The 24819-nt window shown below is 72.5% G+C and carries 22 protein-coding genes; 16 read left to right on the top strand and 6 right to left on the bottom strand.

Annotation, left to right across the window (positions count from 1 at the left end; translation table 11 throughout):
* From FXF65_RS05670 to FXF65_RS05660, 3 genes are all read left to right on the top strand, one after another.
* Nucleotides 1–912: a helix-turn-helix domain-containing protein gene (locus FXF65_RS05670; protein ID WP_222868385.1), complete on the top strand. Its 912-nt coding sequence runs from the start codon at nt 1–3 to the stop codon at nt 910–912.
* Between the two features lie 148 nt (nt 913–1060).
* Entirely contained in the window at nt 1061–1876 is an 816-nt protein-coding gene (locus tag FXF65_RS05665) for an SAM-dependent methyltransferase (protein ID WP_148348637.1), read from the top strand.
* A 9-nt stretch (nt 1877–1885) separates the two neighbouring features.
* Nucleotides 1886–2761 carry an alpha/beta fold hydrolase gene (locus tag FXF65_RS05660; protein ID WP_148348636.1) on the top strand — a complete coding sequence of 292 codons (876 nt, stop codon included), beginning with the start codon at nt 1886–1888 and terminating at the stop codon, nt 2759–2761.
* Here the strand turns inward: FXF65_RS05660 and FXF65_RS05655 are convergent.
* Entirely contained in the window at nt 2715–2996 is a 282-nt protein-coding gene (locus tag FXF65_RS05655) for a hypothetical protein (protein WP_148348635.1), read from the bottom strand. The genes FXF65_RS05660 and FXF65_RS05655 overlap by 47 nt on opposite strands.
* Before the next feature lie 148 nt (nt 2997–3144).
* On the opposite strand from FXF65_RS05655, the gene FXF65_RS05650 reads away from it, so the two are divergent.
* Entirely contained in the window at nt 3145–4260 is a 1116-nt protein-coding gene (locus tag FXF65_RS05650; protein WP_187412113.1) for an NAD(P)/FAD-dependent oxidoreductase, read from the top strand.
* A gap of 1 nt (nt 4261) precedes the next feature.
* Nucleotides 4262–5173: an LLM class flavin-dependent oxidoreductase gene (locus FXF65_RS05645; RefSeq protein ID WP_148348633.1), complete on the top strand. Its 912-nt coding sequence runs from the start codon at nt 4262–4264 to the stop codon at nt 5171–5173.
* A gap of 6 nt (nt 5174–5179) precedes the next feature.
* On the opposite strand, the gene FXF65_RS05640 is transcribed toward FXF65_RS05645, so the two are convergent.
* Together FXF65_RS05640 and FXF65_RS05635 are read right to left on the bottom strand one after the other, a co-directional pair.
* Nucleotides 5180–6247 (bottom strand): LacI family DNA-binding transcriptional regulator, encoded by a 1068-nt coding sequence (locus FXF65_RS05640; RefSeq protein ID WP_148348898.1) that lies wholly within the window; start codon nt 6245–6247, stop codon nt 5180–5182.
* A 448-nt stretch (nt 6248–6695) separates the two neighbouring features.
* Nucleotides 6696–6977: a hypothetical protein gene (locus tag FXF65_RS05635; RefSeq protein ID WP_148348632.1), complete on the bottom strand. Its 282-nt coding sequence runs from the start codon at nt 6975–6977 to the stop codon at nt 6696–6698.
* A 140-nt stretch (nt 6978–7117) separates the two neighbouring features.
* Here FXF65_RS05635 and FXF65_RS05630 point away from each other — a divergent pair, with 140 nt between their 5' ends.
* The 4 genes from FXF65_RS05630 to FXF65_RS05620 are packed head-to-tail and all read left to right on the top strand — an operon-like array spanning nt 7118 to nt 10250.
* Entirely contained in the window at nt 7118–8746 is a 1629-nt protein-coding gene (locus tag FXF65_RS05630) for an amidohydrolase (RefSeq protein WP_148348631.1), read from the top strand.
* 9 nt (nt 8747–8755) lie between these two features.
* Nucleotides 8756–9340, top strand: coding sequence for an amidase family protein (locus FXF65_RS45080; RefSeq protein ID WP_246198374.1), 585 nt, complete (start codon nt 8756–8758; stop codon nt 9338–9340).
* Nucleotides 9229–9801, top strand: coding sequence for an amidase family protein (locus FXF65_RS43520; RefSeq protein ID WP_246198392.1), 573 nt, complete (start codon nt 9229–9231; stop codon nt 9799–9801). The genes FXF65_RS45080 and FXF65_RS43520 overlap by 112 nt, the downstream gene beginning before the upstream one ends.
* Nucleotides 9802–9839: 38 nt before the next feature.
* The gene (locus FXF65_RS05620; protein ID WP_148348630.1) at nt 9840–10250 is read left to right on the top strand and encodes a DUF3052 domain-containing protein; all 411 of its coding nucleotides are present in this window, start codon (nt 9840–9842) and stop codon (nt 10248–10250) included.
* A gap of 96 nt (nt 10251–10346) precedes the next feature.
* Here FXF65_RS05620 and fmdA read toward each other — a convergent pair whose 3' ends face one another.
* From fmdA to FXF65_RS05605, 3 genes are read right to left on the bottom strand one after another with little or no spacing between them, the layout of a single operon-like run.
* Nucleotides 10347–11594, bottom strand: coding sequence for a formamidase (fmdA, locus tag FXF65_RS05615; RefSeq protein WP_148348629.1), 1248 nt, complete (start codon nt 11592–11594; stop codon nt 10347–10349).
* Nucleotides 11595–11654: 60 nt separating this feature from the next.
* A complete protein-coding gene (locus FXF65_RS05610; RefSeq protein ID WP_148348628.1) occupies nt 11655–12290 on the bottom strand; it encodes an AmiS/UreI family transporter in 636 nt (211 codons plus the stop codon).
* A 10-nt stretch (nt 12291–12300) separates the two neighbouring features.
* On the bottom strand, nt 12301–12582 hold the full coding sequence (locus FXF65_RS05605; RefSeq protein WP_148348627.1) for an FmdB family zinc ribbon protein: 282 nt from the start codon (nt 12580–12582) through the stop codon (nt 12301–12303).
* Nucleotides 12583–12927: 345 nt separating this feature from the next.
* Here FXF65_RS05605 and FXF65_RS05600 point away from each other — a divergent pair, with 345 nt between their 5' ends.
* From FXF65_RS05600 to FXF65_RS05570, 7 genes are all read left to right on the top strand, one after another.
* On the top strand, nt 12928–15819 hold the full coding sequence (locus FXF65_RS05600; RefSeq protein WP_148348626.1) for a M36 family metallopeptidase: 2892 nt from the start codon (nt 12928–12930) through the stop codon (nt 15817–15819).
* A 227-nt stretch (nt 15820–16046) separates the two neighbouring features.
* Nucleotides 16047–17666: a carboxylesterase/lipase family protein gene (locus FXF65_RS05595; protein WP_148348625.1), complete on the top strand. Its 1620-nt coding sequence runs from the start codon at nt 16047–16049 to the stop codon at nt 17664–17666.
* 320 nt (nt 17667–17986) lie between these two features.
* Nucleotides 17987–18679 (top strand): LuxR C-terminal-related transcriptional regulator, encoded by a 693-nt coding sequence (locus FXF65_RS05590; protein WP_148348624.1) that lies wholly within the window; start codon nt 17987–17989, stop codon nt 18677–18679.
* Nucleotides 18680–18895: 216 nt separating this feature from the next.
* Nucleotides 18896–20902, top strand: a complete 2007-nt coding sequence (locus FXF65_RS05585; protein WP_148348623.1) for an Agd3-related carbohydrate-binding protein — start codon at nt 18896–18898, stop codon at nt 20900–20902.
* Nucleotides 20903–20904: 2 nt separating this feature from the next.
* Entirely contained in the window at nt 20905–22365 is a 1461-nt protein-coding gene (pelF, locus tag FXF65_RS05580; protein WP_222868383.1) for a GT4 family glycosyltransferase PelF, read from the top strand.
* Nucleotides 22362–23774, top strand: coding sequence for a hypothetical protein (locus FXF65_RS05575; protein ID WP_148348621.1), 1413 nt, complete (start codon nt 22362–22364; stop codon nt 23772–23774). The genes pelF and FXF65_RS05575 overlap by 4 nt, the downstream gene beginning before the upstream one ends.
* Nucleotides 23775–23801: 27 nt before the next feature.
* On the top strand, nt 23802–24797 hold the full coding sequence (locus FXF65_RS05570; RefSeq protein ID WP_148348620.1) for a GDP-mannose 4,6-dehydratase: 996 nt from the start codon (nt 23802–23804) through the stop codon (nt 24795–24797).
* The last annotated feature ends 22 nt before the right edge of the window (nt 24798–24819 follow it).

Here is a 24819-nt window from a genome sequence, read left to right as displayed (position 1 = left end):
GTGAACGCACCCCGACCGGACGGCGTCCCGGAGCCGAGACGACTCGTCCACCACCCTGCCGTGAGCGGCCCGACGGTGCTGCGCATCCTGCTCGGCGGCCAGTTGCGGCGGCTGCGCGAGGCCCGGGACATCTCGCCCCGGGACGCCGGCGACGCGATCCGCGCCTCCGCGTCCAAGATCAGCCGGTTGGAGCTCGGCCGGGTCGGGTTCAAGAAGCGCGACGTCGCCGACCTGCTCACGCTGTACGGCGTGCTGGCCGAGGACGAGCGCGAGCCCCTCCTCGACCTGGCCGAGCGGGCGAACCGGCCGGGCTGGTGGCAGAGCTACAGCGACATCCTGCCGCCCTGGTTCGAGGTGTACATCGGGCTGGAGGAGGCGGCGTCGACGCTGCGCGTGCACGAGACGCGGCTCGTCCCCGAGCTGCTCCAGACCGAGGACTACGCCCGCGCCGCGCTCCAGATCATGCATCCGATGGCGTCCTCGAACGAGATCGAGTGCCGGGTGAACGTGCTGATGCGGCGGCAGCGGATCCTCGTCGGCGCCGCGCCCCCGCAGGTGTGGGCGCTGGTGGACGAGGCGGCCCTGCGCCGTCCGATCGGCGACGCGGGCACCATGCGCGACCAGCTCGGCGCCCTGCTCGAAGCGGTGCGCTCGAAGCGCGTGACGCTGCAGATCGTGCCGCCCGCGCGCAGCGCGATGACGGCGATGGTCGGCCCGTTCTCGCTGCTGCGGTTCGCCGAGCCCGACCTGCCGGACGTCGTCTACATGGAGCAGTTGACCAGCGCGCTGTACCTCGACAAGATCGCCGACCTCCAGGTCTACAAGCGGCACCTGGACCGGCTGTCGGTCAACGCGGCCCCGCCCGCCGACACCGAGCGCGTCCTGACGGAGCTGCTCGACGCGCACGGCTGAGCCCCGGCCCGGAACTGCGTCGAGTCATTTTCTTTCCCGGTCGCCACTTTCATTGCACATTCCCCACGACCGGGCGAGAATTGGCGCCCAGCACGCTCATGCCCGATGGGCGCAGCCCCGAACGACCGCGACAGTGGGAGGCGAAGTCGTGACCGGCGACCCGTACGCCCCCGGCCAGGAGCCGGAGATCCAGATCGACACGAGCGTGGCGCACCCGGCCCGGGTGTGGGACTACTGGCTCGGCGGAAAGGACCACTACCCCGCCGACCAGGAAGTGGGCGACCAGCTTGAGGCGACCATTCCCGAGGTGGTGCTGTGGGCGCGCGCCGACCGCGAGTTCCTCGGCCGCCTCGTCCGGCACGTGATCGGCGACGGCGTCCGGCAGTTCCTCGACATCGGCACCGGAATTCCCACCAACGACAACACCCATCAGGTCGCGCAGCGGCTCGCCCCGGAAAGCCGGGTCGTGTACGTCGACAACGACCCGATCGTGCTGGCGCACGCGCGGGCGCTGCTCACCAGTTCGCCCGAGGGCGCCACCGATTACATCGACGCCAATCTGCACGACCCCGACACGATCCTGACCGAGGCGGCGCGGACGCTCGACTTCTCCGAGCCCGTCCTCATCACGCTCATGGGCATTCTGGAGTTCAGCGTCACCGACGAGGCGTACACGGTCGTCGACCGGCTCCTCGAACCGTTCCCGGCGGGCAGCCATCTCGCGATCGCCTGTCCGAGCAACGAGACCAACACCGAGGCGATGGACGAGGTCGCCCAGAAATGGAACGACAGCGGCGCGACCCCGATCGTGATGCGCAGCGCCGCCGGGCTGACGCGCTTCTTCGAGAAGCTGGAACTGCTGGAACCGGGGCTCGTCCCGCTGCCGAAATGGCGTCCCGACGCCGGCACCCTCTACGCCGACCGCGACATGGACTTCTACTGCGCCGTCGGCCGCAAGCCTTAGCGCGACGCCATGGCGGAACGTTTCATCCAGGCGAACGGCGTGGAACTGTGCGCCGAGGAGTTCGGTGACCCGGCCGACCCCGCGGTCCTCCTCGTGATGGGCCTCGGCGCGTCGATGCTGTGGTGGGACGAGGAGTTCTGCCGCCGCGTCGCGTCCGGCGGACGGCACGTGATCCGCTACGACCACCGCGACACCGGGCGCTCGGCCGCCTGGCCGCCGGGACGTCCCGGGTACACCGGCGCCGACCTGGTCGACGACGCGGCCGGGGTGCTCGACGCGTTCGGCGTCCCGGCCGCGCACGTCGCCGGCGTCTCGGCGGGCGGTGGCCTGGCGCAGCTCCTCGCGCTCGGCCGTCCCGGCCGCGTCCTGTCGCTGACGCTGGTCAGCACGTCGGCGGCGGTGCCGCCGGGACGTCGACTGCCGCCGCCCGCCGAGGCGTTCGGACGTTTCCTGTCCACCGCCGAAGTCGACTGGTCGGACGCCGACTCGGTGGTGGAGTACCAGGTCGGTTTCGCGCGGATGCTCGCCGGAGCCGAGCGGCCGTTCGACGAGGACGCGGCGCGGGCCCTCGTCCGCCGCGACGTGGCGCGCGCCCGCGATTTCGCGGCCGCGCGGAACCACGATGCCCTTCCGGACGACGACCGCGAATGGGGAGCGCTTTCCGCTATCGCCGTGCCCACGGTGGTGCTTCACGGGACGGCCGATCCGATGTTTCCGATCGGCCATGGGGAGGCGCTCGCGGACGTGATTCCGGACGCGGCGCTCGTTCCGTTGGAGGGAGCCGGACACGGGTTGGAGCGGGCCGACTGGGAGACGGTCGTGGCCGCGCTCCTCGGGGTCAGCGGACGCCGGGGACCGCGCCCATCGTCCACTGCCCGGTGGTGATGCGTTCGCGCAGTTCGTCGGCGCTGCCCGCGTGCACGATCAGGCTGCCGCCGCCGACGCCGCGCACGGCCGTCCAGCGGCGGCTTCGCCGGTCGAGCACGATCCCCCATCCCCCCGCGGGCGTGCTGTTGAACTCGGCCCGGATCCGGGCCAGTTCCTGATCGCAGAGATCGTCGTCGCTCTGCTGATCCGTGCGCGGTCGGGCGCCTGACGCCGACGATGGTTCGGAGTGCATCGTGCCACTTCCTCGGGTTGTGGACTCCATCACATGCTGACCCGCGCGGGGGGCGATGCCCAATCCCACCCGCCTATAGCCGTGGGTTATGGCACGCGCCGACGGGCCGGGGCTGTCCGCCGCCGGGGACGGGTGTCAGGGTGGTGGCATGCGGATTCTCATCGTCGGCGCGGGGATCGTGGGGGCCGCGCTGGCCGATCGGCTCACCCGTCCGGACCGGCAGATCACCATCATCGAAGAGCTATGGCCGGGTGCGGGGACATCCGGCACGAGCTATGCCTGGCTGAACGCGAACGATCCTCGCGAGCCGGCGTACCACCGGTTCCGGACGGAGGCCCTGCGCGCCTGGCGCGACCTGGCCGCCGGGCTCGGCGCCCCGGACTGGTACCGCCCCACGGGGAACACCATGTGGGCGACCGGCGGCGCGAAGGCCGAATTAGCGGACCGGGTAAGGCGTCTTACCGCCCTGGGCTATGCCGCCGAGCAGATCGACACCGAACGGCTCCGAGCGATCGAACCGCACATCCGGGCCCCGGATGACGCGTTCATCGCGCGTTTCCCGGACGAGGGCCATATCCACGGGGAACCTGCCGCGCGAAGCCTCGTGCGGCGCGCGGCGGAGGCGGGCGCGGAGGTCGTCACCGGCCATCGCGCCGTGCGCCTCACGCTCGACGGCGACCGGGTGACCGGCGTCCGGCTGGACGACGGCCGGGACGTGCCCGCCGACCTCACCGTGTGCGCCGCCGGACGGCACGGCCCCGCGCTCCTCGCCACCGCCGGGCTCGGCCTCCCGCTGGTCGACCCGGCCGCGCCCGGCTCGGCCGCCCCCTGCCTCGTCGCTACCACCACGGCGACGGATAGCGTGCTGAACGGACTCGTCCACGCGCCCGGCCTGTCCGCGCGGGCGACGGGAAACGGAGGGCTCGTGCTGGAGGCCGTCGAACTGGACGCCGGCATCGACGAGTCCGTCTCGCCCGAACGCGTTCGAGCGGTCGGCGACGAGCTTCTCTCCCGTGCCAGGGCGGTCATTCCGGGATTGGACGCCGGCATCGCGGAAATGCGGCGGTGCGTCCGTCCGCTGCCGATCGACGGATATCCGCTGATCGGCCCGCAGGCGCCCGGCCTCTACACCGCCGTCACCCATAGCGGGATAACACTGGCGCCCCATCTCGCCACGCTGATCGACCGGGAGATCGACGGCGATCCCGCACCCGAACTCGCTCCGTACCGGCCGGACCGGCCACTCACGAATACCGGTAGCTGATATGCGCTTCGCCATTTCCATCCCGCAGGACCTCGACGACCACAAGTTCGACCCGGACGAGTTCCGCGCGTTCATGCGGCGGGCCGAGGAACTCGACTTCGACAGCGCCTGGACGCAGGAGCAGGTGCTCGGGAGCGCGGCCCGGTCCAGCCCGCTGGAGGCCATGACGTTCGCCGCCGCGTGCACCGAGCGGATCCGGCTCGGCTGCTCGGTGCTCGTGACGCCGCTGCACAGCCCCGTCCATCTGGCGAAGAGCCTGAGCACGCTGGACCAGCTCAGCCGGGGCCGCGTCGAGGTCGGCGTCGGCTCGGGCGGGCAGGGCCGGATGTTCTCGGCGTTCAACGTCGCCCCGGACGGCCTGATCACCCGGTTCGTCGAGGGCCTGAACCTGATGAAGGCGTGCTGGACGCAGCCGTCCATCGATTTCGACGGGCGGTTCTGGCAACTCCACGACGCGGCGATGGAACCCAAGCCGTTCCAGAAGCCGCATCCGCCGATCTGGTTCGGCGCCCGGCATCCGAACGCGCTGCGCCGCGCGGTCGAGCACGGCGACGGGTTCTTCGGGGCGGGCTCGACGACGACCGAGAAATTCGTCGAGCAGGTGGGGATCGTCCGGGAGGCGCTCGCGGAATCCGACCGCGACACCGCCGGTTTCCGCATCGCCAAGCGCGTCTACGTCGGAATGGACGACGACGCCGACCGCGCGCGGGAAAGGTCGGCCGCCGCCCTCGGGCGCCTTTACGGATCGGGCGACCTGCTTCCCGTCGCGGTCACCGGCCCGCCGGACGAATGCGTGCGCGGAATTCGCGACGTGGTGGCCGCGGGCGCCGAACTCGTCCTCCTCACCCCGCTCTTCGACGACGCCGAGCAGATGGAGCGGTTCGCGGCCGAGGTCATCCCCGAGGTGCGCTGAGAGCGGTCAGTCGCCCGGGTAAGGGCGGGCGCTGGACTCGCGGATCTGGAGCTCGGGCGGCAGCGTGACCCGCTCGGGCTCCCCGCCGCGCATCATGCGGACGAGCAGGTCGACGCCCTGCGCCCCGACCTGCTCCATCGGCGAGCGGACGCTGCTCAGCGGGATCGTGAGCTGCGCGGCGATCGGCACGTCGTTGAAGCCGACGACGGCGACGTCCCGGCCGGCGCGCAGGCCGCGCTCGCGGAGCACGCCGAGCACGCCGATGGCGGCGAAGTCGCTCACCGCGAAGATCGCCGACGGGTGCGGGTCGTCGGCCAGCAGCCGCTCGGCGGCGAGCGCGCCGCCCGCCGCGTCGAAGCTCGCGTGCACGACCCGGTGCGCCGGCACGGGATGGCCGCGCTCGGCGAAGTAGCGGGTGAAGGCGGCCGTGCGGTCGATGCCGTTGGCCGCGTACGGCAGCCCGGCCACCACCCCGACCCGGCGGTGCCCGCGGGCGTAGAGGTGCTCGGCGGCGAGCCGGCCGCCGAGCAGGTCGTCGCAGGTGACCGAGGGGTGGTCGGCGGCGCGCCGGTTGACCAGCACGAACGGGACGCCGTACGCGGCGAACTCGGCGACGAACGCGCCGTCCACGTGCGCGTCCCCGAAGATCATCGCGTCGACCCGGCGGGACAGCAGCATCGCGACGTGCGCCTGCCGGGTGGCGGGGTCGTCCCAGGAGTTGCTGACCATGGTGTGGAAGCCGTGCCGGGTCGCGGCCCGCTCGACGCCCTCGTAGATCGAGGCGAGCACCTGGTCGGTCAGCCGCGCCATCATGACGCCGAGCAGCCGGGTGCTCTGCCGCCGCAGCCCGGCCGCCTGGATGTCGGGCACGTAGCCGACCTCGCGGGCGACCTGGCGGACCCGCTCGGCGGTCGCCGCCGACGCGGCCCGCGCCCCGCTGGTCGTGCCGTTCAGGACCCGGGACACCGTCGACACGTGCAGGCCGGTCAGCTCGGCGATCGTCTTCAGCGTCGCCCGGCCGGCCGTCGCCCGCGGCGCCGGACCGGCGGCCTCCTGCGGGCCCGCCCCTCGCATGACCACCCGAATCCCCTGGCCATCCACTCGCCGGACGATTCCGCGCACGGCTCTTGACAGGCCCCAGGTTAGCAGTCTCCTATTGTGCAAACGTTATAGCCAAACGTTTGCTCAGACGGTGTTCCGAGCCGGGAGGTGTGCGCATGGCGACCGGGATCCTCACCCTGCGGCGGACGCGGCCGGTCGCCTGGCTCCCGCTCCTCTGCGGCGGCGCCGTGCTGCTCAACGTGATCATGAAGGCGGCGCAGGACGCCCTGCCCGCCGCGCGGCCGGGGGCCGCGAACCCCGCCGGACGCGGCCTGCGCGCCTGGGCCGTCTGGATGCTGGGCGACACCAACGAGGCGCAGTTCTACAAGTCCTCCCTGGCCGGGCTCGGGCTCCTGCTGCTCGCCGCGGGCGCGCACTACGCGGCGCGCCGCCGCCTGCGGGCCAGGGGGTTCGACATCGCCTACGGCACCGGCCTGTGGCCGTGGCTGCTCGCCGCGTCCGGGCTCTCCCTGCTGCTGTCCAACCTGCTGTGGAGCTGGACGCTCGCGCCCGACCTCTGGCAGCCGACGTTCGTGCCGTTCGTGTCGGTGGCGCCCTCGGTCGTCCTCGTGTTCGGGGCCGGGTGGCGGGTCGCGCTGACCGCCGCCGGGCTCGGGGCCGTCCTCACGACGCCCGTGTCGATCCTCGTGGTGGAGCGTTTCTGCACGCCGCTGGATCTCCCGGCGGTGATCGGGAACGTCACCGGCATGTGGGTCGGGGCACTGCTCGCGTTCGCGGTCTGCCGGGGACTGCCCTGGATGACCGTCCCGCCGCCCGCTCCCGAGCCCGCCGTCGACGAATCGGAGTGCCCGTGCTCGAACTGCTCGACTCGGCGGGGCTCGTATGAGCGCGTCTCGAGTGAAGATCTTCTCGGCCCGCCGGGTCATCACCATGAACGGCGACGAGCCCGCGGCCGTCGCCACGCTCGGCGAGCGCGTCGCCGCGGTCGGGACGCGCCGCGACCTGCGCGACCGCTTCCCGGACGCGGCGGACGTCGACCTCGGCTCCGGCGTCCTGCTGCCCGGGTTCGACGACGCGCACGCCCACCCGTCCGTGCTGGCGGACGGCGGCCTCTACGTCGATCTCGCGCCGCCGGCCACCGGCAGCGCGGAGGAGGTGCGGCGGGCGCTGGCCGAACGCGCCGCGCGGACGCCCGAGGGCGAGTGGGTCGTCGGCCACAACTTCGACGTGTCCCGCACCGCGGACGGGCCGAGCGTCGACCGGGCGCTGCTCGACCGCGTCTCCGCCCGGCACCCGGTGCTGATCATCCACTACTCGTACCACGGCGCCGTCGCGAACTCGCGCGCGCTGGCGGCGGCCGGATACGACGAGACGACCCCCGACCCGGCCGGCGGCGAGCTGGTCCGCGACGGCGGGCGGCTGACCGGCGTCCTGTACGAGCGGGCGTGGATGGAGGGCTATCTCGGGCACGGGTCGCGGCCGCCGCTGGTGCCGCGGCCGACCATGGACGCGCGGGTCGAGTCGCTGCGCCGCATGCTCGCCCGGATGAACGCGGCCGGGATCACCTCGGTGACCGACGCGATGGTCCACCCCGCCGACTGGGCGCTCTACCAGGCCGCGCGGGACGCGGGCGCGCTCACCGCCCGCGTCGGGATGCTGCTCTGGTACGAGTTCTTCGAGCCCGCGCGGGCCCTCGGCATGCGCACCGGGTTCGGCGACTCGATGCTGCGCTTCACCGGCGTGAAGATGATGACGGACGGCGCGGTGTCCGGCGGGACGTGCCTGTGCCGCGCCCCCTACCTCGGCGCGCTCGGCGAGCGGACGGCCGGGATCCAGGTCATGCCGGACGAGGAGATCGCCGAGGTCGTCCACCGGGTGCACGCGGCGGGCAGCCGCCTCGCCGTCCACGCCAACGGGGACCTCGCGATCTCCAAGGTGCTGGACGCGATCGAGGCCGCGTCCGCGGCCGCTCCCCCGGGCCCCGGCCAGACGCACCGCATCGAGCACTGCTCGGTCGTCGATCCCGGGCTGGTGGAGCGGATCCGGCGGCTGGGCGTGATCCCGGTGCCGTTCGGCGCGTTCATCTCCTACCACGGGCACAACCTCGTCCGGCACTACGGGACGGAGCGCGCCGCGCGGATCTCCCCGCACCGGACGTTCCGCGACGCGGGGATCACGGTGGCCGGGTCGTCCGACTACCCGTGCGGCCCGCTGGAACCGCTGTTCGCGCTCCGGTCGATGACGACCCGCCGCGCGCAGGACGGGACCGTCCTCGGCCCCGACCAGCGGCTCACCCCGTACGAGGCGCTGGAGGTCTACACCGCCGGGTCGGCGGCGGCGTCCGGTGCGGAAGCGGACAAGGGCCGCGTCGCCGTGGGCCGCCTCGCCGACTTCACCGTGCTCGGCGAGGACCCGCTGAGCGTCGAGCCGGAGGCGCTCGCGGACGTCCCCGTCCTGTCCACCTGGGTCGGCGCGGAGCGGGTCTGGCACGCCGATTCCGAGAGCATCTAGGAGGCTTCGATGCCCACCGTCCTGCCCGACGACCTGACCGTCCGCCAGTTGCGCGAGCTGTACTCCCGCGGCGAGGTCACCCCGATGGACGCCGCCGACGACGCGCTCCACCGCGTCGAGGCCGACCCGGGGCTGCGCGCGTTCGCGCACGTCCGCGCCGACGAGGCCCGCGACGAGGCGCGCGCGGCGACGGCGCGGCTGGCGCGCGGCGCGCCGCTGAGCCCGCTCGACGGCGTGCCGGTCGCGGTCAAGAGCATGGTCGCGCTGGCGGGCCTGCCGCAGGACGCGGGCTCGCGCGTCCTCCAAGGGCGGCGCGCGGGCCGGGACGCGACGCTGGTCGGCGCGTTGAAGCAGGCCGGGGCCGTGATCGTCGGCACCACCACCATGGACGAGTTCGCGCTCACCACGCTCGGCCCGGCCCGCAACCCGTTCGACCGGACCCGCACGACGGCGTGCGCCTCGGCGTGCCGTCCGAGGAGTACCTGGGCGTCACCGACCCGCACCTGCTGGCGGACTTCCGCGCCGCCCTCGCCGCCGCCGCCGACGCGGGCGCGGAGATCGTCGGGGTGGAGCTGCCGGACCAGGAGCGGGTGAAGGCCGTCCACTGGCCGGTGCTGTCCGCCGAGATGGCCGCCTACCACCTGCGCCGCTTCGGCACGGCCGAGGACCGCTACGAGCCGCCGATGCGGGACGGCCTCGCCGCCGGGGCCGTGGTCACCACGGAGCAGTACCTGACCGCCCAGCGCGGGCGTCCGGCGCTGCGCGCGGAGGTCGACCGGGCGCTCGGCAGGGTCGACGCCATCGCGCTGCCGACCCTCGCCGTCGACCCGCCCGAGATCGGGCGCACGGTCGTGAAGCTGGGCGGGCGTCCCGAGGAGGCCGTCGCCGCCATGGTCCGGTTGACCTCGCTGGCCAACCACACGGGGCACCCGGCGGTGTCCGTCCCGCCGGGCACCGCGCCGAAGGGCCGCCCGGCCGGGATCCAGCTCATCGGACGCCACTACGACGAGCACCGCCTCCTGTCGATCGCGGGCGGCCTGGAGGCGCTCTCCTAGGCGGTGAGGGCGGACGATCGGCGGGCTACGGTTGGGCCGTGGCCACCTCGGGATACTCCGGCACCCCGCTCGCCAAGAAGATCGGCATCAAGGCCGGTCACCGGGTGCGGCTCACCCATCGACCGGAATCGTGGACGGTCCCGGACCTCCCCGACGGCTGCGCGGTCTCCGCCGGCGGGCCCGCGGACGCCGACGTCACCGTGGCGTTCTTCCGGGAGCTCGGCGACGTCGCGGCCGAGGGGCCGGGGCTGGTCGCCGACCTGGCCGACCACGCCATGCTCTGGATCGCGTGGCCGCGCAGGGCCGCCGGGCACGTCAGCGACATCACCGAGAACGACCTGCGCGACGTCTTCCTGCCGCTCGGCGTCGTCGACGTGAAGGTCGCCGCGCTCGGCGACGACTGGTCCGGCCTGAAGTTCGTCCGCCGGAAGGAGAACCGGAGAACGTAGTGCGGCGGCCCGGCGGCCTCGCATGGCACGACACGGGGCGTTCTAGTGCCTGCGAGGCGGCCGGGCCGCCACGATCGGTAGGTCAGGGAAAGCGGGTCAGGACGAGACGGCGCACCGGCCGCGGTCGGCGCGGCGCGGGCCGTCGGCGGTCGGCCGGATGTCGAAGTCGAAGATCTCGGTCGGCAGGTAGAGCGAGCAGCAGGCGTTCGGGATGTCGACGACGCCGCTCACCCGGCCCTCGATCGGCGCGGCGCCGAGCAGCAGGTACGCCTGCTCGCCGCTGTAGCCGAACGTCTTGAGGTACTCGATGGCGTTCAGGCAGGCGTTGCGGTAGGCGACGGTCGCGTCGTTGTAGAGGTTGGTGTCGGTCTCGTGGTCCACCGAGATGCCGATGAACGACACGAACTCCGAGTAGCGCGGCTCGACGTTGCCGGGCATGAAGATCGGGTTGTTCTTCACGCCGTACTTCTCCATGCCGCCCTTGATGATGTCGACGTGGAAGTCGATGAAGCCGCCCATCTCGATGGCGCCGCAGAACGTGATCTCGCCGTCGCCCTGGCTGAAGTGCAGGTCGCCGCCGGACAGCAGGCCGCCCGCGACGTGCACCGGGTAGAACACGCGCGCGCCCCGCGTGAAGTTCTTGATGTCGTGGTTGCCGCCGTTCTCGCGCGGCGGAACGGTCCGCGCCCCCTGCGCGCCGACCTTGGCGAGCGCGTCCCCGGCGAGGTTCCCGGCGAGGACGCCCTCCGGCAGCGGCGGCAGCGCGAGCGGCGGCACCCGCGTCGGGTCGGTGTCGATCAGCGCCTGCTCGCGGGCGTTCCAGCGGGCGAGCAGTTCGGGGGACGGCGCCGTCCCGAACAGCCCCGGGTGCGTGATGCCGGTGAACCGCACGCCGGGAATGTGGCGGGACGTGGCCTGCTGGCCGTGGAAGTCCCAGATGGCCTTGTAGGCGTCCGGGTAGTGGTCGGTGAGGAAGCCGCCGCCGTTCTGCTTGGCGAAGATGCCGGTGTAGCCCCATCCCTGGCCGGGCCGCGGCCCGGTCTCCTGCGGGACGGGCCCGATGTCGAGGATGTCCACCACGAGGAGGTCGCCGGGCTCGGCGCCCTCGACGGCGATCGGGCCGCTCAGCATGTGGCACGGCGACAGGTCGACGTCGCGCACGTCGTTGGCGGAGTCGTTGTTGCCGATCTGGCCGTCCGTCCATTCGCGGCACTCCACCCGGAACTCCGCTCCCGGCCGGACGGTCGCCGCCGCCGGGATGTCGGGATGCCACCGGTTGTGGCCGGGCGTGGCCTGCTCGCGCATGGATCGTGCCTGGTCGACGCTGAAGACGACTTCTGGCATTGCCTTGCCTCCTGAAGATGTTTGCCGTGTGAACTTCTGGACCGCCGGGGCGGGCGGCGGTCAGGCTCCGGTGGCGGGTTCGACGGGTTCGGCGGGCGCCGCGGCGGCGCGTCCCGGCCGGGCGAGGACCCACAGCCCGGCGACGACGAACACGGCGGCGACGGCGAAGACCGCCGCGAACGCGCCGGACGTCGAGTAGTGGTCGGTCAGCAGCAGGAACGCGGGCAGCACCGCCGTGCCCCACGCCGCGGCGAGGGTCACCCAGCCGGTGAAGGCGGTGAACTCGTCCCGCTTGAGCCCGAGGACGACGAAGAACAGGAACCACAGGAAGGACCAGCAGAGCCAGATGACCCCGAACGGATGGTCCTTGGCGTCGAAGAAGTTGATCCCCGCGAACACGATCGCGACCACGGACACGAACAGCGAGAACCAGCCGACGCCGGTGGTGTCGAGCCCGGCGAGCAGGCCGATGCCGACGTACAGGTAGGTGAAGCCGAACAGGTAGACGCCCGCCGCCGCGGCGATCGCGGACACGTCGTCCCCCGCGTTGACCAGCAGGATCGTCGGCAGGATCACCTGCATCGCGCCGACGAACAGGTTCAGCACGGCCGCCGCTCGCGCCTCGACGCGGCCGAGCATCATCATCGCGTTGAGGAAGAGCACCGCGCCGACGTAGAGCAGGCCCACGCTCGCCATGGCGTCCTCCTCAGGGCCGTGGGAGCAGGGCGTGGCGCGGGTCGGACGGCGGGGCGGGACGCCGCCGCGCCGGGGGCGGGCCCGACACGACCCGCGGCTCGTGCCTGCTCGCGTCCTGGGCGTCCAGCGCCCGGGTCAGCGGGGCGCCGGGACGGGTGAGCGAGGGCGCCGTCCACACCCGGCGGGCGGTTCCCTCGCAGAGCGCGCAGCGCTGCTCGGAGCGCGCCTCGCCCATCGGCAGCGCGAGGTCGAAGGGCCCGCAGCGCGGGCATCGGTACTGGTAGGTCACCATGACGAGCCTCCCATTTACTTTCCACAGAAAGTATTTCCTCCGGAAGCATCCGTCAATGAGGTCACCCGAAATACCGGCCGCGACTCCCGCGCCGGAGCGGCGCCGCTCACGGCCGCCGTCGCCCGGCCCCCGGCGGAGCCGACGCCCGCCCCGCCGCGCGCGGGCGGATCTCGCCGCCCACGCGCGGCGGCGTTTGTCAACGGCGGAGTTCGCCTCCGGAACACCGGACTGAAACGTATTAATTCGCCGTAGTTGTCCGGTTGTGGTGCTGCTTGTCTCGGGTGCGCGCCCGGCCGCCCGGCCGGGCGCGTCGAGCCTGGTCCGTCCCCCGCTCCAGGAGGCACCTTGCCCAGGACACGCTTGACCGCCGTCACGGCGGTCGCGGTCTCCGGAACACTTCTCACGCTCGGCCTCGCCGTCCCCGGACGCGCCGAGCCGCCGCAGTCCCGTCCGCAACCGCCGCCCGGCGAACGCGCCGAGCTGGCGGACAAGGACGTCCGTCCCGGTCTGCTCGCGCCGACCGCGCGCCAGCAGAGCGCGGCGCGCGGCGTCACCGTCCGGTGGAACAGGCTCGGCACGCCCGCCGTGGTCACCGGCGACGGCGCCCTGGCCAGCGGCTTGCCGGGTGGTCCAGAGCAGGTCGCGCGCGCGTACCTGACCGGCCGCACCGACCTGTTCGGCCTCGACGCCGCCGCCGTGTCCGCGCTGGAGAAGGTCGCCGTCAACCCCATCGGGGACGGCGCGGCCGTCCTGCTCCGCCAGCGCTTCGGCGGGCTGCCCGCCGGATACGACGGGCTCGTCGCGATCGGGGTGAGCGGGAGCAAGGTCGTCTCGGTCACCTCGACGCTCTCCCGCGACGGCTCCGCTCCGGCCCCCGCAACGCTCTCCCGGGACGACGCCGTCAAGGCCGCCGGACGCGACGCGGGCATCACCGCCAAGAGCGCGCGGGCCGCGCGGCTGGTCGCCGTGCCCACCGCGCAGGGTGCGCGCAGCGCCTACCAGGTCACGCTGATGGACGCCTCGGGCGCCGAGCCGAAGGCCGTGACGTCGTACGTCGACGCCCGCTCCGGCGCGGTGCTCGTCCGCGAGAACCTCGTCGACCACGACAGCGACAACCCGCGCTGGTCGGTGTTCCCGGCGACGCCGCCGGGCGACTACTCGTCCCGCGACACCCGCCAGACGTGGTGCTTCGCGCCCGCGCCCGGCTGCCGGTACGTCGCGGGCGGCGACCCGTCCAGCGGGCGCCCGTGGGACGTCGACCCGGCGACCGGCGCGCCGACGAACACGAGCCTCGGCAACACGGCCCACACCTACGAGAACCGCGCGAGCAGCGACCCGTTCACGGTCGGGACCCGCACCAACGCGCCCAAGGCCGACCGCAACTACACCTACCCCTGGACCAACCAGTGGTTCCGGAGCAAGTGCGACCCGGCGACGCTGGACAGCCCGCAGGAGGCCGACCTCGAAGCGGCCATCTCGAACCTGTTCGTCCAGCACAACCGGATGCACGACTGGTCGTACCGGCTCGGGTTCACCGAGTCGGCCTGGAACATGCAGGTCGACAACGGGAACCGGGGCGGCAAGGGCGGCGACCCCGAGCTGGGCAACGCGCAGGCGGGAGGCCGGGTCGCCTCCGTCCGCGACAACGCCAACCAGATCACGCCGCCGGACGGGACGCCCGCCATCACCAACATGTACCTGTGGCAGCCGGTCGCGGGCGCGTTCTACTCGCCGTGCGTCGACGGCGACTACGACATGAGCGTCATCGGGCACGAGTTCAGCCACGCCATCTCCGGACGCATGATCGGCGGTCCGGACGGCGGCTGGCAGGGCGCGCAGGCCGGGGCGATGAACGAGAGCACGTCCGACCTGTTCGCCATGGAGTACCTCAACGAGTACGGGTTCCGGACGCCCGGCAAGACGCAGTACGTCACCGGCGCGTACGTCACCGGCGACCGGCGCACCGGCATCCGCAACTACGACATGAGCAAGAGCCCGCTGAACTACAGCGACCTCGGCTATGACCTCGTCGGGACGCAGGTCCACGCGGACGGCGAGATCTGGACGGCCACGCAGTTCGACGTCCGGCAGGCGTTCGTCGACAAGTACGGCGACGGCAACGCGACCCTCCAGCGCAAGTGCGCTGAGGGGACCGTCCCCGTCGCCAAGTGCCCGGGCAACCGGCGCTGGGCGCAACTGTCGTTCGACGCGCTGCTGCTCATGGCGAGCGGCGCGGTCAGCTACGTCGACCACCGCAACGCGCTGCTCGCCGCGGACGCCATCCGGTTCGGCGGCAAGGACCACGAGATGATGTGGAAGGTCTTCGCGCAGCACGGCCTCGGCAAGGACGCGGCCAGTACCGGCCCGAACGACGCCGACGCGCGGCCGAGCTTCGCGTCCCCGCTGTCGCGGAACGCCGACCTGACGCTCAAGCCCGGCGGCGACGCCAAGGGCGGCAAGGTCCGGCTGTACGTGGGCGACTACGAGGCGCGGGCCGTCCCGGTGGCCGACACCGACCCGGCGACGCCGCTCGGCGACTCGGTCCAGCTCGCGCCGGGCCGGTACTCGTTCCTCGCGGTCGGCGCGGGCTTCGGGCACAAGCGGTTCACCGCGACGGTCCGCGCGTCGCAGCGGACGCTGCCGGTCTCGATGTCCCGCAACGAGGCCGCCGCCGCGAACGGGGCGACCGCGTCCGGCGACGGGGGCTCGCAGCCCGCGCTGCTGGACGAGACCGAGACCACGAACTGGCAGTCGGTCGCGGCGCCGGTCGCGGGCCGGCAGGTGACCGTCGACCTCGCCGGGGACCGTCCGGTCCGGGTCGGGCGGGTGCAGGTCAGCGCGCTGCTGCGGCCGACCGTCGCGGACGACCCGGAGGGCCCGAACACCTCGCAGAACCGCTTCACGGCGCTGCGCGCGTTCCGGCTCCTCGCCTGCGACGCGACCAAGGCCGACTGCGCGCAGAACACGTCGTACCGGACCGTCTACACGAGCCCGTCCGACGCCTTCCCCGCGGACCGTCCGCGGCCGACCGCGCCCGACCTGATCATGCGGTCGTTCGACCTGCGGGACGTCTCGGCGACGCACCTGCGGCTCCAGGTCGTCTCCAGCCAGTGCACCGGCGGCCCGATCTACGCCGGTGAGCAGGACAACGACCCGCGGTCCAACACCGACTGCGCGACCGCGAGCCCGCGCGCCGGGATCGTCCGGGCCGCCGAGCTCCAGGCGTTCGCCCGGTAGCCCGCACGGCCCGCGCCGAACCGCGCCGAACCGCGCCGAACCGCGCCGAACCGCGCTGGACCGACCGAAAGGCGGGGACGGAGCCCTCCGTCCCCGCCTTTCGCATGCCGTGCTGACGGAGGTGATCCGTTATGGGACAAGGCTGAGTCAGATAGTTTTCCTATCGAACAACGCTGCAATGATCGGGGCACCAGGATTCCGCACGGTCTCTGACTGGGAGGACCACAATGAGACCCAGAACCGCCCTGAAGCTCGCGTTGTCCATCGTCGTCGCGGCCGCCGGGCTGACCGGGGCGCACGCCGCGACGGCGGCCCCGAACGCGGCGCCCGCCTGCTCGGACGGCACCGCGATCCAGACCGACACCGGTCCGGTCTGCGGCATCGCGGGCAGCGCCGTCACGAACTGGCTGGGCGTCCCGTACGCCGCGCCGCCGCTCGGCGCGCGGCGCTGGGCGCCGCCCGCGCCGCACCCCGGCTGGACCACGCCGCTCCAGGCGACCGAGCTAGGCAGCCGCTGCCCGCAGCCCGGCGACTTCATGCCCGGATCCGTCGACGAGGACTGCCTGAAGCTGAACGTCCGGGTGCCGAAGAACGCGGGGAGCGGGCCGCTTCCGGTCATGGTGCAGCTGCACGGCGGCGGGTTCCGGCTCGGGTCGCCGTCCGACGGGAGCAACCTCGCCGCCGAGGGCAAGGTGATCCAGGTCGAGGTCACCTACCGGCTCGGCATCATCGGGTTCCTGTCGCACGCGGCGCTCGGCGCGAACGCCGGGAACTACGGCCTCCAGGACCAGCAGGCCGCGCTCGGCTGGGTCAAGCGGAACATCGCGAAGTTCGGCGGCGACCCGGCCAACGTGACGATCTTCGGACCGTCCGCCGGGGGCTCCAGCGTGTGCGCCAACATGGCGTCCCCCACCGCGCACGGGCTGTTCGCCAAGGGGATCATCGAGAGCGGCGAGTACAACGGGCTGCTCGGCGTGAACACCACCTGGCAGCGCCAGGACTGCGCGACCAAGCTGCCCACCCAGACCGAGGCGCAGCAGACCGGGGCCCGGTTCGCCGCCGCCGTCGGCTGCGGGACGGCCGCCGACGTCGCCGCCTGCCTGCGCCAGGTCCCGGTGCAGACGCTGCTGGACGCGGCCGGCGACGGCCTCGGCCCCGACAGGGGCACGCTCGCGCCGATCGTCGACGGGAAGACGCTGACGAAGTCGCCGGGCGAGGCGTTCGCCACCGGGGACTTCAACAAGGTGCCCGTCATCCACGGCGTGGCCAGGGACGAGACGCAGATGACCCCGGCCGAGACCCCGGCCCAGTACGAGGCGCTGATCAACCAGCACTACGGGACGCACGCGCCCGAGGTCCTGAAGCGCTACAAGCTGGCCAGGTTCCCGGACCCGGCGCCGTACATCGCGTCCCGGACGGTCCTCGCCGACGCCAGCTCCGTCTGCCCGGCGCTGCTCAACGACCGGCGGCTCGGCAAGCACGTCCCCGTCTACGCCTACCGGTTCGACGACACCAACGCGCCGCCGCTGCCGTTCATCGACAACTCGAAGCCCGTGGGCGCGTTCCACGTCGGGGAGTTCAGCTACCTGTTCCACGGCACCTTCCCGGGGCAGCCGCCGCTGACGCCGAACCAGAAGCCGATGCGGGCGCAGCTCGTCGCGGAGTGGACGGGCTTCGCCCGCGGCGGCGACCCGACCGTCAAGGGCACCCCGCGCTGGACGCCGTTCACCTCGGCCGACCAGGCGCAGATGTCGCTGCTGCCCGCCGGGGACAGCCAGATGACCTCGGAGATCTCGAAGCAGCACCACTGCGGGTTCTGGTTGAAGTTCGCGCCGTTCAACGGCTGATCGTCTGAGCCCGGCCGGGGCGCCGGGGCGACCGGAGATCCGGTCCCCCGGCGCCCCGGCTTCGTTCACATCGGGCCGCCTCGTTCACAACGGCACTCCCGTCCGTCGCGTCTCGCGACCGATCCGCTCTCTCTCCAGTGCCTGTTGAAGACTTTTCACAATGGGTCAATAACGGCGGCCCGTTGGGGACCCGCGGCTCCTGCTCAGGGCACGCTTCCTTTATCGTTGACGCATGTTCCGGCGCCGGTCCCGAACAGTGCCGACGCTCGGTCGCGTGCCGCCGGATCGCCCGCGCCCCCGGAGAATTGCGGGACAGTGCCATGAACGGTGATTTTCCGATGTACCGTGCCAACGGCCCGGCGTCCGACGCGAAAGCCGTCCGGGTGTTGGTGGTCAGCGACAATCCCATGTCGCGGATCGGTTTTCAGGCGTTGCTCGGCGCTTCCCCGGTGGTGCGCGTGACCGGCGGCGGGACGGTCGGCCGCGCGGTCGCCGGAGTCCGCGCGCACGCCCCAGACGTGGTGCTCCTCGACGCCTCGCCGCCGCCCGCGGGCGGGATCGGACGGCTCGCGCGGGCGGGCGGCCGGGTCGTCGTCGTCACCACCGCGCAGGACCCGCCGCTGCTCGTCCAGGCCATCGCCGCGGGCGCGCACGGCTGCCTCGTCTATGGCCACTTCGAGCCACAGGACCTCCCTGACCTGCTCGTCAGTGCAGGTCGCGGCGAGGCGTGCCTGTCGCCGCCGGTGGTGACGGCGCTCGTCCGGTGGCTGCACGACGGCGGCGGGACGCGCCGCCACGACAGCGGCCTCACCGCCCGCGAGGCGGAGATCCTGGAGCTGATCGCCGCGGGCCTCACCAACCGCCAGATCGCGCGCCGGCTGGTCATCTCCGAGAAGACCGTGAAGAACCACGCGCACCAGATCTACAAACGGCTCGGCGCGGACGGCCGCGAGCACGCGGCCGAGCGCTGGCTCGAACTTTATTCGGGCCCCCCTGCAACGGACCGGCCCTAACCAGGCAAAGCGCCGCGGAAAACCGATTTCCGCATGCCCGCGGAGTCCTAGGACCCGGCCCATCCCAAGATGGGTCCCCGCCGGGCTTTACTTGCCCGGCGAGGCCGCCGCATGATCTCTTAGGCCCGATCCAAAGGTTATTAATTCCATTTCTGCCAGCGTTGTGAACGGCTGTTGAATTTCAGTTGCGGTCGTCATCCTGTCCAAGGAGGCTTGGTGAAACTCCTTCGCCGGCCCGCTCTCGGCGCCCTTTCGGCGGTGCTGTTGGCGGGCGTCCTGACCGTCGGTCCACAGGGGGCGGCCTCGGCCGCGGGTCCCCGCGTCGACCTCAAGGTCCTCGTCGTCAGCGACGGCGGCGCCTCGGTGTCGGCCGTCGCCGGCCAGTTGGCGGCCGAGGGGGTGCCCTACAAGACCGTCGACCTGCGCGACACGGGCCGCCCCAAGATCGACGCGGCCTTCCTCTCCGACACCGTGAACGGGACGCCGCGCGCCAAGTACCAGGGCGTCGTGCTGCCCAACTACGCGCCGTTCCAGGACACCGCCGAGATGACGGCGATCGCCGACTACGAGGTGAAGTTCGGGATCAGGCAGCTCGACGCCTACGTCTACCCGTCCGCCGCGGTCGGCCTGAACACCCCGACCTACTCCGGGATCCTCGACGGCACCGTCGCCGAGGTCCTCCCCGCCGGGCGCTCCGACGCGTTCCGGTACCTGCGCGGCCCGGTGCGGTTCAACGACCTCGCCCCCGACATCGACGAGAGCTACGGCTACGTCTCGACCCCGCTGCCGGACAACAAGGTCGCCGGGAAGTCGTTCAAGCCGTTCGTGAACGCCGAGGTCAAGGACAAGACGGGCACCATCGCGGGCGTCTACACCCACGACGGCCGCAGCGAGATGGTGCTGACCTACAGCGCCAACTACGACCAGTGGCAGTCCAGGACGCTCGGCCACGGGCTGATCTCCTGGCTGACCAAGGGCGTCCACCTCGGCTACAACCGCAACTACTTCGGCGTCCACGTCGACGACGTGTTCATGCCCGACGCGCGGTGGAGCACCAAGGACAACTGCACGCCCGGCGAGGACTGCCCGAGCGGCGTCACGACGCCCGACATCCGCATGGACGTCGACGACGTGGTGCAGGCGACCATGTGGCAGCAGTACCAGAAGTTCAAGCTCGACCTGGCGTACAACGCGGGCGGCACCGTCGACTGGCGGAAGGAGCACGGCCTCGACCTGCTGGGGGACTCCCTCCTCGCGGCCAAGGGCCAGTTCCGCTGGCTGAACCACACCTACGGGCACCAGTTCCTCGGCTGCAAGCAGGACACCTCGGTCCGGCCGTGGGTGTGCAAGAAGGACTCGGACGGCGACATCGACTACGTCGACGAGAGCACCATCGAGCAGGAGATCACCAAGAACCTCGACTGGGCCGAGGAGAACGGCCTCTCGGTGCCGAAGACCGAGGTCGTCACCGGTGAGCACTCCGGCATGCGGGTCCTGCCGCAGCAGCCCAACGACAACCCGAACCTCGCCCCGGCGCTCGACCAGACCGACATCGCCTGGCTCGCCGGCGACGCCTCCCGCGACCCGGCCATGCGCTCCATCGGCCAGGCGCGGACGATCCCCCGGCACCCGATGAGCGTGTTCTTCAACGTCGGGACCGAGCAGGAGGAGGTCGACGAGTACAACTGGATCTACACCAAGCGGGCGGACGGCGGAAGCGGCATCTGCGAGGACCACCCGGACGTGACCACCTGCATCAAGCCGCTCTCCACCGAGACCGGGTTCAAGTCCTACATCGTCCCGTCCGACACCCGGATCACGCTGTCGCACGTCACGGGCAACGACCCGCGCCCGCACTACGCGCACCAGTCGAACATCACCGAGGACCGGACCCTGTACACGCTGCTCGACAACGTTCTCGGCGAATACCGGATGGCGTTCGACGACAACACCCCGGTCGTGAACGACCCGATGGCGTCGCTCGGCGCCGAACTGCGCCGCCAGGACCTCTGGAAGGCCGCGCTGAAGAACAACTCCAACATCACCGCCTACGTCCAGGACGGCAAGGTCACGGTCAGCGGGCCGGACGGCCTCAGCATCCCCGTCACCGCGCCCGAGGGGACGAAGGAGGGCACGGGCGGCAAGGTGTTCGGCCAGGCGTACGCCGGCGACCGGTCAGCCTACGTGCCCGGAGGAGTGACGCTCACGGTGCCCGGAGCCTGACCTTGGAGATCACCCTGGTGACGGAGGGGACCTATCCGCACAACTTCGGTGGTGTGAGCGTCTGGTGCGACCAGCTCGTGCGGGGCATGCCGGAACACCGGTTCAATGTCCTGGCGCTCACCACCACCGGAGCGGAGCCCACCGTCTGGGATCTGCCCGGGCACGTGACCGTGGAACCCGTCGCGATGTGGGGGCCGCCCTCCGGGCGGCCCCCGTCCCGCGGGGAGGCGCGGCGCTTCGAGCGGCTGTTCCGCTCGTTCCTCTACACCGTGCTCTCCCCGTCCGGGCGGATGGCGGACGTGTTCCCCCACATCCTGCGCGGGCTCTTCGACTTCGGGCGCACCAACGACCTCGGCGCCGCGCTCCGCACCGAAGGGCCCGTCCGCTGGCTGATGGACGCCTGGAACGACCAGCGCGCCCGGTTCGACGAGGTCGGCGTGCGGCCCACCGTCCACGACGCCCTGACCACCATCGACCTGCTGGAGCACATGCTCCGCCCGCTGCACGGCCCGCCGCCGCGCGGCGACGTCGTCCACGCGGTGTCGAACGGCATCCCCGTCCTGCCGTGCCTCGCCGCCAAGTGGACCTACGGAACACCGTTCTGCCTCACCGAACACGGCATCTACCTGCGCGAACGCTACATCGGGATGCGCCGGGCGCAGTACCCGTACCCGGTGAAGTCGGTGCTGCTCGGGTTCATGCGGCTGCTGTGCGTCGCCGGGTACAAGGCCGCGGACCTGCTCACCCCCTGCAACCTCTACAACCAGCGCTGGGAGGTGCGCTGCGGGGCGGACCCCGAGATCATGGAGACCGTCTACAACGGCGTCGACCCGGCGCGCTTCCCCGCGGCCGGCGCCGAGCCCGCGGTGCCCACCCTGAGCTGGGCCGGCCGCGTCGACCCCATCAAGGACCTGGAGACGTTGATCCGGGCGTTCGCGATGGTCAGGGAGAAGATCCCGGAGGCGAAGCTGCGGCTGTTCGGCGGCACCCCGACGGGCGGCGAGCGGTACAAGACCCGCTGCGAGGACCTCGCCCGCGACCTCGGCGTCCTCGAGCACACCTCCTTCGAGGGGCGGGTCGACGACATCAAGGACGCCTACGCGGCGGGCACGGTCGTCGTCCTGTCCAGCATCTCCGAAGGGTTCCCCTACACCCTGATCGAGGCGATGACCTGCGGCCGCGTGACGGTCTCGACGGACGTCGGCGGGGTCACCGAGGCGATCGCCGACACCGGGCTCGTCGTCCCGCCGCGGCAGCCGCGCCAGATGGCGGACGCCTGCCTGCGGCTGCTCGGCGACGAGATGTCCCGGCGGCGGCTCGGCCGGGCCGCCCGCGAGCGGGCGCTGGAGCTGTTCACCGTCGACCGCGCGGTGGACTCCTTCCGGGCGATCTACGACGGGCTGGTCGCCGCCGACGGGACGGAGCGGTGCGCGCCGGCCGAGGCGGAGGCGAGGCTCGCATGACCGCCGCGCCGGGGGACGTCGAGATCCACGGGGACCGCGTCGCGGAACTGCGCGAGCGCATGGCGGACCTGTGCGCCGGGGCCGTCGACGCGCTGGAGGTCACCGCCGGGCTCGAGGCGGAGGGGATCAACGACGAGGCGGCCCGCGGTTACGGCCACCCCGACGTGTTCGCCCTCGCCGAGGACCTCTACACGAGCACGCCGCGCCGCCCGCCGGAGGGCGAGCGGTCGGAGGCGCCGTGGCGGGCGGTGCCGTGGCGGCACCTGCTGCGCGGCGTCCTGTTCGGGCTGCCCGGACTCTGCTACGTCGTCGGCGCGCCGGTGCTGACGCGGACCGGGGCGGGCGTGCTGCTCGTCCTGTCCCTGGTGCTGGCGTGGACGGTCAGCCAGGGCACCGCCTACCTCGGGTACGTCCGGCTCGGCTACGGCAAGCGCGACGCCGCGTCGCGGGTGCTGCGGTACGGGCTCGGCGTCGGGCTGCTGCTCGTCGTGCCGGTGACGGTCGCGGCGGGCGAGCTGATGGACGCCGGGGCGATGGCGACCGCGATGTCCGCCGGGCTCGGCTGCTACCTGCTGTCCGCGACGGTCGTGCAGGTGCACGGCGGCGAGGTCCGGCTGTTCCTCGCGCTGCTGCCGGGCGTCGGCGCGGCGGCCGTCCACCTCGCCCGGCACCGGGGCGGCCCGCTGCACTCCGTGCCCACCGCGGTGTGGGCCGCGTGGGCGATGTCGCTCGCGGCGACGACCGCGCTGGCGGTCCTCGCCACCCGGCGGGCGCGCGAGCCGCGGCGCAAGCGCGCCCCGGGGCGCGTCGTCACCCGCCGCGACCTCTGGTCGGCGCTGCCGTTCTCCCTGTTCGGCCTGCTGACCGGCGGGCTCCTCACCTACACGCTGCTGTCGGCGCTCGCCGGGCGGCACGTCCCGGCGGGGACGACGACGGTGGCGGTGCTGTCGCTGTCGCTGTCGATGGGCGGCGCCGAATGGATCCTGTACGCCTACCGCCGCCGCGTCCACGACCTGCTCCGCACCCACACCGGGATGGACGCCTTCACGCGCGCCGCACGCGCCGCGCTCGGCGGCGCCCTCGCCCGGTACGCGGCGTCGCTGCTCGCCCTCGTCGTCGCGGCGGGGGTCGTCGCGCGGCTTCCCGCAACCGGGGTGAACCTGCGGACGCTCGGCGGCTTCGCCGAGCTCGGCTGCGCGTTCTTCCTCGCCCTGATCTTGCAGGCGTGCGCCCGGGTGGGCGTCGTCCTCGCCCTCTACACCTGTGCCCTCGCCGCCGAGGCCGGGGCCGCGCTGGCCGTGCCGCACGTCGCGCCGGGGACGGTCCAGCTCGTCATCGCCGGAGTGCTGCTCGCCGCCCTGATGGCGTACGCCGCACGTGTGTTGGCCCGCGCGACGTCCCATAGATAGTCCCCCCGCTGAAAGGCCAGGTTCCATATGAACAGCATGGTCGCCGTGACGGGAGCCGACGGTTTCATCGGCTCGCACCTCGTCGAAACGCTCGTGGACCGCGGGCACCGCGTCCGGGCGATGGTCCAGTACAACTCGTTCGGGTCGCACGGCTGGCTCGACTCGCTGGCGCCGGACGTCCTCGACGAGGTCGAGGTGGAGCCGGGCGACGTCCGGGACCGGGCCTCGGTGCGCGAGCTCGTCCGGGACGCCGAGGTCGTGTACCACCTGGCGGCGCTGATCGCGATCCCCTACTCCTACCGGGCGCCGCAGTCGTACGTCGACACGAACGTCGCCGGGACGCTGAACGTCCTGGAGGCGGCCCGGGACCTGCGCACGCCGCGGCTCGTGCACACCTCCACCAGCGAGACCTACGGGACGGCGCAGCGCGTCCCGATCGACGAGTCGCACCCGATCCACGCGCAGTCGCCATACGCGGCGACGAAGGTCGCCGCCGACCAGCTGGTCGCGAGCTACCACGCGTCCTTCGGGGTGCAGGCGGTGACGCTGCGGCCGTTCAACACGTTCGGGCCCCGGCAGTCGGCCCGCGCGTTCATCCCGACCGTGATCAGCCAGATCGCCGCGGACACCGGCGCCGTCGAGGTGGGATCGCTGGCGCCGACCCGGGACTTCAGCTACGTCAAGGACACCGCGGACGCGTTCGTCGCCGTGGGCACCGCGGACGCCGCCGACGTCGTCGGCGAGGTGTTCAACTCCGGCACCGGCCAGGAGATCTCGATGGGGAACCTGGCCCGCACGATCGCCGGCCTGATGGGCGCCGCGCCGGAGTTCCGCTCGGCCGCCGCCCGGGAGCGGCCCGCGGCGTCGGAGGTCATGCGCCTCGTCTGCGACAGCGGCAAGCTGCGCCGCGCCACCGGCTGGCGGCACCGGCACACGCTCGAAGAGGGGTTGAAGGACACCGTCGAATGGTTCCTCGACCCCGCCAACCTGGCGCGCTACCGGCCGTCCACGTACAACATCTAGCCACTAGAGGCACGGAGAGAGA

Origin of the sequence: Actinomadura syzygii (assembly GCF_008085905.1) — a bacterium.
In the GTDB taxonomy this organism is placed as follows: Bacteria; Actinomycetota; Actinomycetes; order Streptosporangiales; family Streptosporangiaceae; genus Spirillospora; species Spirillospora syzygii.
This window is presented reverse-complemented; position numbering and strand designations above follow the sequence as displayed.